Origin of the sequence: Acinetobacter sp. YH01025, assembly GCF_013420185.1 — a bacterium.
GTDB classification, from domain to species: domain Bacteria; phylum Pseudomonadota; class Gammaproteobacteria; order Pseudomonadales; family Moraxellaceae; genus Acinetobacter; species Acinetobacter indicus.
Window position 1 is genome coordinate 41,287 of the sequence record NZ_VOYR01000014.1, and the last position, 9,965, is coordinate 51,251.

10 protein-coding genes and 1 rRNA gene are annotated in these 9,965 nt (G+C 44.5%); 8 read left to right on the forward strand and 3 right to left on the reverse strand.

What is annotated here, in order from left to right:
• Positions 1-40: 40 nt before the first annotated feature.
• The 4 genes from FTT89_RS13005 (at position 41) to erpA (ending at position 4,087) form a co-directional block, all read left to right on the forward strand.
• Positions 41-1,048: a putative solute-binding protein gene (locus tag FTT89_RS13005; protein WP_034598267.1), complete on the forward strand. Its 1,008-nt coding sequence runs from the start codon at positions 41-43 to the stop codon at positions 1,046-1,048.
• Between the two features lie 257 nt (positions 1,049-1,305).
• Entirely contained in the window at positions 1,306-2,316 is a 1,011-nt protein-coding gene (locus FTT89_RS13010; protein WP_016659761.1) for a putative solute-binding protein, read from the forward strand.
• Positions 2,317-2,660: 344 nt separating this feature from the next.
• Entirely contained in the window at positions 2,661-3,629 is a 969-nt protein-coding gene (locus tag FTT89_RS13015) for a putative solute-binding protein (protein WP_171065126.1), read from the forward strand.
• A 122-nt stretch (positions 3,630-3,751) separates the two neighbouring features.
• Positions 3,752-4,087, forward strand: coding sequence for an iron-sulfur cluster insertion protein ErpA (gene erpA / locus FTT89_RS13020; RefSeq protein ID WP_005181144.1), 336 nt, complete (start codon positions 3,752-3,754; stop codon positions 4,085-4,087).
• Between the two features lie 73 nt (positions 4,088-4,160).
• Here erpA and FTT89_RS13025 read toward each other — a convergent pair whose 3' ends face one another.
• Positions 4,161-5,288 carry an anhydro-N-acetylmuramic acid kinase gene (locus FTT89_RS13025; protein WP_005181147.1) on the reverse strand — a complete coding sequence of 376 codons (1,128 nt, stop codon included), beginning with the start codon at positions 5,286-5,288 and terminating at the stop codon, positions 4,161-4,163.
• 63 nt (positions 5,289-5,351) lie between these two features.
• On the opposite strand from FTT89_RS13025, the gene tyrS reads away from it, so the two are divergent.
• The gene (gene tyrS, locus FTT89_RS13030; protein WP_005181149.1) at positions 5,352-6,584 is read left to right on the forward strand and encodes a tyrosine--tRNA ligase; all 1,233 of its coding nucleotides are present in this window, start codon (positions 5,352-5,354) and stop codon (positions 6,582-6,584) included.
• Positions 6,585-6,929: 345 nt separating this feature from the next.
• Here tyrS and FTT89_RS13035 read toward each other — a convergent pair whose 3' ends face one another.
• Complete coding sequence (locus tag FTT89_RS13035; RefSeq protein ID WP_180172873.1) at positions 6,930-7,100, reverse strand: hypothetical protein; 171 nt, start codon at positions 7,098-7,100, stop codon at positions 6,930-6,932.
• A 77-nt stretch (positions 7,101-7,177) separates the two neighbouring features.
• Complete coding sequence (tnpA, locus tag FTT89_RS13040) at positions 7,178-7,627, reverse strand: IS200/IS605 family transposase (protein ID WP_023274418.1); 450 nt, start codon at positions 7,625-7,627, stop codon at positions 7,178-7,180.
• A gap of 72 nt (positions 7,628-7,699) precedes the next feature.
• Here tnpA and FTT89_RS13045 point away from each other — a divergent pair, with 72 nt between their 5' ends.
• From FTT89_RS13045 to FTT89_RS13055, 3 genes are all read left to right on the forward strand, one after another.
• On the forward strand, positions 7,700-9,091 hold the full coding sequence (locus tag FTT89_RS13045; protein WP_160242768.1) for an RNA-guided endonuclease TnpB family protein: 1,392 nt from the start codon (positions 7,700-7,702) through the stop codon (positions 9,089-9,091).
• 119 nt (positions 9,092-9,210) lie between these two features.
• Positions 9,211-9,342, forward strand: coding sequence for a hypothetical protein (locus tag FTT89_RS14580; RefSeq protein WP_257220596.1), 132 nt, complete (start codon positions 9,211-9,213; stop codon positions 9,340-9,342).
• 508 nt (positions 9,343-9,850) lie between these two features.
• A 16S ribosomal RNA gene (locus FTT89_RS13055) occupies positions 9,851-9,965 on the forward strand; the annotation flags it as partial.

Consider the following 9,965-nt stretch of genomic DNA (forward strand, 5'->3'; position numbering starts at 1 on the left):
ATTTCTGATAAAAAACAAAAACAAATGTACGGTGACAAAAATGAAAAACGGAGTTTTGTTGTTGTCGACACTGGCCTTGTGTGGCGTCAGTGGCCTGGCTCAGGCCAATCCGCAGGTCTGTGTTTTTGATCTGTTGGGACGGGCCGGAGAATCCTATAAATTGCTGGAAGAATGGGCCTTGGCCAGCAAGCGCTGGGGCAGCAATGTCAGTCTGAAAGCCTATCAGGATGAAGCCCAGGTCGAGCGCGATTTTAAGGCGGGCAAGTGTGATGGTGCCTATATGACCTCAATGCGGGCGCGGCAATACAATAAATTTGCCGGTTCGATTGATGCACTGGGCGGTGTGCCAAGTAATAGCATTGCCCAGAAAGCCATTAGTTATGTGCTGGACCGGCGCAATAACCGCCGTCTGGTGACCCGGATTGGCCAGGAAACCTTTGAAGTGGCTGGCATCGGCCAGATTGGCTCGGCCTATATTTTTGTTAAAGATCGGGCCATGAACTCGGTTGAGCACATCAAAAACCGGAAATTTGCGATTCTGCATTATGATCCGGCACAAAAAATGATGGTGGAGCGGGTCGGTGGTATTGCAGTCGATTCCGATATTTCCAATTTTGTACGCAAGTTTAATCAGGGCGAGGTTGATATTGTGGCCGCACCGGCCTATGCCTTTAAACCGCTGGAAATTGAAAAAGGTTTGGGCACACGCGGTGCCATGATTGATTTTCCGGTGGTCAATGTCACGGCGGACCTGATTATCCGGCCAGAAAAATTCGCAGATGGTTTTGCAGTGCAGTCCCGGCGCTGGTTTGTCCAGCAGATTCCGAAAAACTTTGCCATGGTGAAACGTCTGGAAGCGGAAATTCCAAATAAATACCGCACCCGACTCAGCAAGGAAGATCAGGACAAATACCAGAAACTGCTACGTGATGGCCGCATCGAACTGACTGAAAAAGGCATTTATGATGGCTCGATGATGCGGGTCCTGAAACGGGCACGTTGTACGGTAGAACGCACCAATTTTGAATGTTCACTTGGCGGTGAATAGAGAAAATGGTTATAAGTTTGTAAAAAAGTGGCCACGATGTGTAAATTTTCGCCGCGCTATCTGAAATTTTTAAGCCATTGAAAATGCTGCTGATCTCTGCAATTTGTGGGTTTGAGATCAGCAGCTGTATAAATTGAATTGGTCACGATTTAAAAATATTTGGAGTAAAAGCTCTATTTTTTTAAAAACAAGTTGCTTAATATTCAGCAAGTGTATGGACACTCTTGATGAAAGACGATTCTGTAAGGACAAATACAATGAAAAAAACAATTCTCGCGCTTTCTGCGCTGGCTACTTTGGGTATGGCCAGCAATGCTCAGGCAGCCAAAGTCGATGTATGTATCTTCGATTTACTCGGCAAATCTGGTGAATCTTATCAAATGGCCCAGGAATGGGCGCTGGCTGCAAAAGGCTGGGGCGCAGACATTAACCTGATTCCCCGTCAGGATGAAGCCGTGGCCGATAATGACTTTAAAGCCGGCAAATGTGATGCGGTTTTCCTGACTGCGATGCGTGCCCGTCAGTACAATAAATTTGCCGGTTCAATTGATGCGCTGGGCGGTGTGCCCAGCAATGCCATTGCCCAACGTGCGATTACCTTTGCCCTGGACAAACGTAATGCCGGCAAAATGGTCACCAATCTGGGGGGGAAAAAATATGAGGTGGCGGGAATTGCACCTTTAGGTTCGGCCTTTATTTTTGTCCGTGACAAGAATATTGATTCGATTGAAAAAGCTGCCGGCAAGAAATTTGCGGTACTGGGCTATGACGATGCACAAAAAATTATGGTGCAACGTGTCGGTGCTCAAGCGGTAATCTCCGATGTGTCTAACTTTGTGGCGAAATTTAATAATGGCCAGGTCGATATGGTTGGTGCGCCAGCCTATGCCTATAAGCCGCTGGAAATCTATAAAGGCTTGGGCAGCAAAGGCGCCATGTTTAATTTCCCGGTGCTGCATGTGACGGCTGATTTAGTGATTAGTCCGGAGAAATTCCCGGCCGGTTTTGGCCAGAAATCGCGTGACTGGTTCTCGAAAAACCTGCCAAAAAGTTTGGGTATGATTAAACGTCTGGAAGCAGGCATCCCGGCCAAATACAAAATGAACCTGAGCGCGGAAGAGAAAACCAAATACCAGAAGCTGTTACGTGAGGGGCGGATGGATATGACCAAGCGCGGTATTTATGATGCGTCGATGATGAGCGTACTCAAACGTGCCCGCTGCTCTGTCGATAAAGCCAACTTCGAGTGTTCACTGGGCGGTGAATAAGCTTCATTTTTAAGGAAAAACAACCCGGCATCTGTGCCGGGTTGTTGCATCTGGAACCTTGTCACTTGGGCCATTGCAGTTCAGGTCAAATCACGTAAGCTAATCAAAAATAATAGTTTCATCTTTGCTCAAGCCTAAAAAATAGAGATGAGTTGTTTCATCCAAGGCATACAGACAGGAGGAGCAGGAGAGGGTGATCTCCAAAGGTAAAAAGAACAAGGATGGATAGGCAAAAACAGCTTTTTAAAATATTAAACACTTCAGTACAACTGAAAACAACAAGAACAGCGATAAAGGAAAGATCAATGAAATATTATGCTCAAGGCATCGCACTGGCTGCAGTGATGGGACTCGGTGCGACTGCAGCACAGGCCAAGCAGACAGTGTGTGTCTTTGATTTGGTGGGAAAAAGTGGTGATGTGTATGCGCTGATGCTGGACTATCAGCTGGCGGCCAAAGCCTGGGGCGCCGATATTGAACTGCGCGTCGGGCAGAATGAAGCGGTAATTGCCGAAGATTTTAAAGCCGGTAAATGTGACGGGATTAGTGTCACCGGTATGCGCGGGCGTCAATTTAACAGCTTTACCGGTTCTCTGGATGCGATTGGTGCAATTCCCGATTTAAATCTGGCGGTCAAAGTCATGCAGGGACTGGCCAGTCCGAAATTTTCCCGCTTTATGACTCAAGGCCAGTATGAAGTGGCTGGTGTAGTGCCTGTCGGTGATGCCTTTTTAATGGTCAATGACCGCAGTATTAATACTGTGGCCAAAGCTGCCGGTAAAAAAATTGCGGTCCTGGATTATGACCAGGCACAAAAAATTATGGTGCAGCAGATTGGCGCGCAGGCAGTCAGTTCAGATGTCACCAACTTCGGCAGTAAATTCAATAACGGTCAGGTCGATATTATTGGTGCGCCGGCCGCCGTGTTTAAGCCACTGGAGCTGCATAAGGGCTTGGGCAGTAAAGGCGCGATTGTGAATTATCCGATTTTACAGGTGACTGGCAATATTATTATTCGCCCGAACAAGTTCCCGGCCGGTTTTGGCCAGAAATCACGGGAATGGGTCAAAGGTCAATTACCGCGTGCCTTTAACATCTTGGGTAAAATGAAAGCCGATATTCCGCAAAAATACTGGATGAATATTCCGGCAGCCGACAAACCGGGCTATCAGAAGATGATGCGTGAGGCGCGGATTGACCTGACCAAACGTGGCATTTATGACAAACGCATGATGAAGCTGCTGTGGCAATTCCGCTGTAAGCAGGATCCGAAAAACTTCGAATGCGGCCTGCAGGATGAGAATTACAAATAATCCTGATAAAATTAGTCTGAATTGACTTTGAATTGAACATGACTGACCATATATTGGGTATGTTATACTTGATATGTGGTCTTTTCTGTTAAAAGACATTTGAATCGAACGAGGAATCCGACATGAATGCCCAAGCCCTTGTGCTGACTGACAATGCTGCGAACAAAGTACGCCAATTGCGTGACAGTGAAGGCAACCAAGATTTAATGTTACGCGTTTATGTGACCGGTGGTGGTTGTTCGGGCTTCTCTTACGGCTTTAACTTTGCTGAAAGCATGAATGAAGATGATGCTGAATTCGTGAATGGTGACGTAAAAATGCTGGTCGATTCACTTAGCTATCAATATCTGGTCGGTTCAGTGGTGGACTATTTAGAAGGTCTGGAAGGTTCACGTTTTGTGGTTCAAAATCCGAATGCCACGACTACGTGTGGCTGTGGTTCTTCTTTCTCGATTTAAGCAGAATTTTAAAATACTCAGCCCTCTATTTTGAGGGCTTTTTTAATATCTTTTTTAATACAAAGAGATTGGCCTAGACTGCGGTCAATGTTCCTAAAATCCGGTAGCCTTTGGCCCCGGTCACAGCCGGGAAATTGCCACTTTGCTGGTTGAGAAAACGCATCGCCAGCCAGGCAAAAGCAGTGGCTTCCACCCAGGTCGGGTTAATGCCTAAATCCGCCGTGGTCTGTACACTCCACTCATGTTTGCGTAAGCGCCAGCGCAGCTGTTCCAGTAAATAGGAATTATAGGCACCGCCACCACAGACATAGACTTCACCGGTGTCCATGCCGGAGCGGTAAATGGCTTTTTTAATCGCGCGGGTGGTCAGTTTTAACAAGGTGGCCTGTACATTTTCCGGGGTATCTTCCAGTTCCTGATAGGCCAGGTCATTGCGCCAGTCGGCAATCTGCTCATCCAGCCATTCCAGGTTGAAATCTTCACGGCCGGTACTTTTTGGCGGCTCTTTGGAAAAATATTCATGTGCCTGCAGCCGGTCCAGCAGGCTGCGAATTGGTTGGCCATAAGCCGCCCAATTGCCGTTTTCATCATAAGGCTGGCCGGTGTAGCGTTCACACCAGGCATCCATCAGGATATTGGCCGGGCCGGTATCAAAACCATAGACTTTTTCCGGCTGTCCGGCAGGCAACATGCTGACATTGGCAATCCCGCCCAAATTCAGAATCACCCGGTGGATGCTGTCATGCTGGAACACATCCTGATGAAAAGCTGGTACCAAAGGGGCACCTTGTCCACCGGCAGCCATATCACGCCGGCGGAAATCCGAGACCACCGGCAGCTGGGTTATTTCAGTAATAATATTCGGGTCACCAATTTGCAGGGTAAAGCCATGTTCAGGCCGGTGGCGGATGGTCTGGCCATGTGAACCAATGGCACGAATCTGGCTGCGATCAAGCTGGTGTTCTTCAATCAGGCGGTTAATGCCATGTCCAATCATTTGCGCCAGCGCCACATCGGCCTTGCCCATCCGGTCAATTTCATTGTCATCCGGCAGGGTCAGGGCCATCAGTTCATCGCGTAAATCGGGATCGAAGCTCAGGGTCAGGGTGGCATGAAGCTGTAAAGGATCAAAAGAAGCAGCAACAATATCGACACCATCCATACTTGTGCCGGTCATTACCCCAATATAGATCGCTGTCATGGTTATTCTTAAGCCTGCAATGTGCTGAAAAAGTGTTAGTATATCGCACAAATTGAATAACTGATGTGTTTGGGTTTTGTGATGTCAAATTTCTTGCCAGCTGAAGAACAACTTGCCCTCATCCAACGAGGTACGCATGAAATTATTTCTGAAGAAGATCTTCTAAAGAAATTAAAAGAGAACCGTCCTTTAAAAATTAAAGCGGGCTTTGACCCGACTGCACCTGACCTGCATTTGGGTCATACGGTTTTAATTAACAAGCTGAAAGTGTTCCAGGATTTGGGGCACGAGGTCTTCTTCCTGATTGGTGACTATACTGCCATGATTGGTGACCCGACCGGTAAGAGCGCGACCCGTCCGCCGTTGTCACGCGAGCAGGTACTGGAAAATGCCAAAACCTATCAGGAACAGGTGTTCAAGATTCTCGATCCAAACAAAACCAAAGTGGTGTTTAACTCGGAATGGTTTGCCAGCAAAACTGCGGCCGATTTAATTCAATTGGCCTCACAGCAAACCGTGGCGCGTATGCTGGAGCGTGATGACTTCACCAAGCGTTATAACAACCAGCAACCAATTGCGATTCACGAATTCCTGTATCCGCTGGTACAAGGCTATGACTCGGTGGCTTTAGAAGCTGACGTAGAGTTGGGTGGCACCGACCAGACCTTTAACCTGCTAATGGGCCGTACCTTACAGGGCCGTTATAACCAGGAAGCACAGGTGTGTATTACCGTGCCAATTCTGGAAGGTTTAGATGGCGTCAACAAGATGTCGAAATCATTGGGCAACTATATTGGTGTATTTGATGCCCCAGGCGCGATGTACCAGAAAGTGCTGTCTATGCCGGACTCACTGATTGAGCGTTATTTTGACCTGCTCAGCTTCAAGTCTGTGGCAGAAATCCAGCAGTTACTGAAAGAAGTGGCTGAAGGCCGTAACCCGCAGGATGTGAAAAAGATTCTGGCGCTGGAACTGGTCGAGCGTTTCCACGGTGCAGAAGCTGCAGCCAATGCGCATAAAGGTGCCGGTAACCTGATTACCGAAGGTGAATTGCCAGAAGGTACACCAGAAGTGACCATTTCACGTGGCGAATATGGCGGCGAGATTTTCATTGCTTCTATTTTACGTGCAGCAGGTTTAACCAAAAACGCAGCGCAAGCTAAAGATGCTGTCGGTCGTGGTGCAGTGAAAGTTGATTGGCAACCAGTCGATGCCTCATTCTCGGTGAAAGAAAACGTGACCTTGATTGTGCAGGCCAGTAAAAAAGCCATTGCCAAAGTCACCTTTACCGACTAAAAATGCAGTTAAGTAGTTGAATTAAAAAGCAGGCTTCGGTCTGCTTTTTTTTATGATATTGCTTATAAGATATTTAAATATTTAAATTTAAAAAAAACCTTATAAAAACAAGAATTAAATTTTTCCGATTGTCTTGATTTTGTCATATTTTATGTTTAAGATTTATCCGTCTAAATATGTGGTGTCTACATATCTAGAGGGTAAATTGCTATTTGATGACGTTTCATCCCCAAGAAGCGCGGAAATAGCTGAAAATAATAATGACAATAACATATGGATCCGTAAAAGATTCAACTCCGAGGGAGAGATTTTGGGAGAGATCTCTTTCTTTTTTTTATCCAAAATTTAGCCTTTGACCTGAAAAAAAGCGGTTTTTTGAGCAGCTGGAGCAGTATCTGCCCCATGGTTGCCCGCTGCAAAAATCCGGCGTATAAATAAATCCGGATCATCATTTCCATATAAAAAATAAACTCGAGCCAGAGGGAGCGCATGTATTCCTATAATACCGATACCCATGATCAGCAGCTGGATGCCATTTTACGTTTCCTGTTTGAACAAAACTAAGAGCGCATTCTCGCTCTTTTAAGGGCGAGTTAGCTCTTTTTTAATGACATGGACTTTTTAGCATTTTTTTCTGACGTTGGTGTTCTTTGTTCTTCAATGTATTTTTTCACTACATCCAAACTTGCGCCACCACAGGATACAGCGCAGTAACTAGGCGACCAAAAGTGATTGCCCCATAGTTTTTCCTTAACTTCATCCCAAAATGAACGCCTTAAAACATAAGAACTTTTCCCTTTCAGTTTTCCAACTAGGTTGGAAACTGAGTGCTTTGGATGAACACTTACAAGCAGGTGGATGTGATCATCTTCACCATTAAACTCAATAAGCTCACAATCCATTTGCAAACAGGTTTCTTCCATAATCTCTTTTAGGGAGGAAAGCATGTCTTTTGTTAATACATCTCTTCTGTATTTCGTAACAAATACTAAATGAACAATGTTTTTATAAATACATGATCTACCTGTTCTCCACTCGTACATCTTATCCTCATACTAGATTTACTTTAACCTTATTTTAAGCTAAAATAACCTCAACACCTAGAGGTTTTTCAATTGCTAACAGGCATCCAATTAAGAGCATACCCAACACAACATCAAAAGCTGATTTTAAGTCAGTGGATGGGTTGTGCTCGTTTCGTTTGGAATGCCAAATGCGATGAGGATAAATACTTTCGAGGATTTGCCCGTAAGTTTGCAACTTTTGATCACTATTATGAAACCCAAGATCAAAAATACGCTCACTTTAAATCAGATGAGATTAGTTCATGGCTTGCAAACTGCCCTAGTACAATACAAAAGAACTCAACCGTTAATTGGTACAACACACTCAAAAAATCTATTAAAGGTTTATGTGGGCGACCAAAACGTAAAAAGAAGACAGATAAAGGTTCGATTCATTTAACCTCTGATTTATTCGAGTTTCGCACGGAAAGAAATAAGCGCAAGCTATATATCGGTGGTAAAAAATTTAATATAGGCTCATTAAGTTTTAAGGCTCATGCTAACTTTAAAGAACCGAAATCCCTTTATATTCGCAAAGAGCGTGGTCAATATTTCGTTTCTTTCTGCTATGAAGATGGTGTTGAGATTCAAGAGTTTGACGGTAAGAAATTCGATGCTAAAAAATACGCCAAAAGACAGTTAGATCATTTGCAGGGCATGGACGAAGAACAACTACAAAAAATAGTGGTTGGTATAGATCGTGGTGTCACCATTCCTGTTCATGCAGGCTATGAAGAATTTGATTTCTCTAAAGAACAAAAGAATCATTTAACAAAAGCAGATCGCTACATTAAGCGACTGCAAAGAAAACTCGCTCGACAAGTAAAAGGCTCAAACCGAAGAGCTAAGACTAAACATCGAATTGCGGTGCATCACTCTAAGAAAGCCAATATTCGCAAGGACTTTGCTCATAAGACAAGTCATAGCCTAGTTAATGGTTTAGCTAAGGTATTTATCTTTGAAAAATTAAATACCAAGAGCATGACTAAAAAGCCTTTACCAAAGATCGATGAATCAGGTCGATTTATTCCTAATAAGGCTAAAGCCAAAGCAGGCTTAAACAAATCTATCCTGAACGTGGGTTGGCATAGAATTGCATCATTCCTAGCTTACAAAGCAGTTAAGCTAGGTAAAGCGGTATTTACCATCAATGCTTCTTATACAAGTCAAGAGTGCGCTTTATGCGGTCACACTCACCCCGACAATCGCAAAAGCCAAGACAAGTTTAAATGCGTGAGTTGTGGACACATTGACAATGCAGATCACAATGCATCAGTTGTTATTAAGAACAGGGCGATTAATTTAATTTTAGACAGTGGAACGCTGTTGGATGACAATCATTTGTCATCTAGTGGGCGCAGAGGTATTCGTAAGACGACTAAGGGTGTTAAAGCCCTTTTTCGCAGTACCAATGAAGCGTCAAAAGAGATGTGTGCAACTTAGGTTGCACTACGGAAACTCGGTTGCTTTAGCTCCGAGTAGTTCATTATCAGCCGCAAAGTGAAAAGCAGTTTGCCTATCAACCGGTCAAGACGCTGTTTGAGCAATTGGAACTGTCGGCCATGTATCAGCTATTTGCCCTGATTCACGAGCAACTGCCGCGCAAAGCCAGACTACTGTTTGCGGCCGAAGATTATCGTGGTAAACAGGCACTGGTCTTAGAGGTCATGCAGCATATTCGCGAACGGGTTTAACTATTGTCATGAAATCTTGATCGTTTTTTCATCTGCCTTACATGTTCAGGCCACAGACTCAATCAGACAATTCCAATTAAAACACTGAGTCTCAGGGTAATTGCCAGATGAACGTATTGAATTGTGCAAAAAATAAGTGAAAAACCGGTTTTTTTAGCCGTTTCGTAGAAAAAAGATACATACGTGAAAAATAAAGTGAATTGGGGCTTGCAATGATTCTGAAATCCTCTAGAATGCACCCCATACCGACGAGATACACGGTGATGAACGAAGCGGATCGCTGAGTTGTCAAGTGTTTTGAGTCCAGCTTCTGGCACTGACGAGGTGTTGGAAAGATCATTAAGAGATTATGAAGAACAACTTGTGTGGATTTTTACTGGTTGATTAATCGAAATTATTTTCATTAATTGATTGGTTTAAATTACTCGAAGTTTATTTGAGCGAAATTTAAGTCAGAAAATTGATGAGCCAAGTTTAAGAGTTTTACTTATAAAACTCGAAATGATTTTAACTGAAGAGTTTGATCATGGCTCAGATTGAACGCTGGCGGCAGGCTTAACACATGCAAGTCGAGCGGAGCGAGGGTGCTTGCACCTTAGCTTAGCGGCGGACGGGTGAGTAAT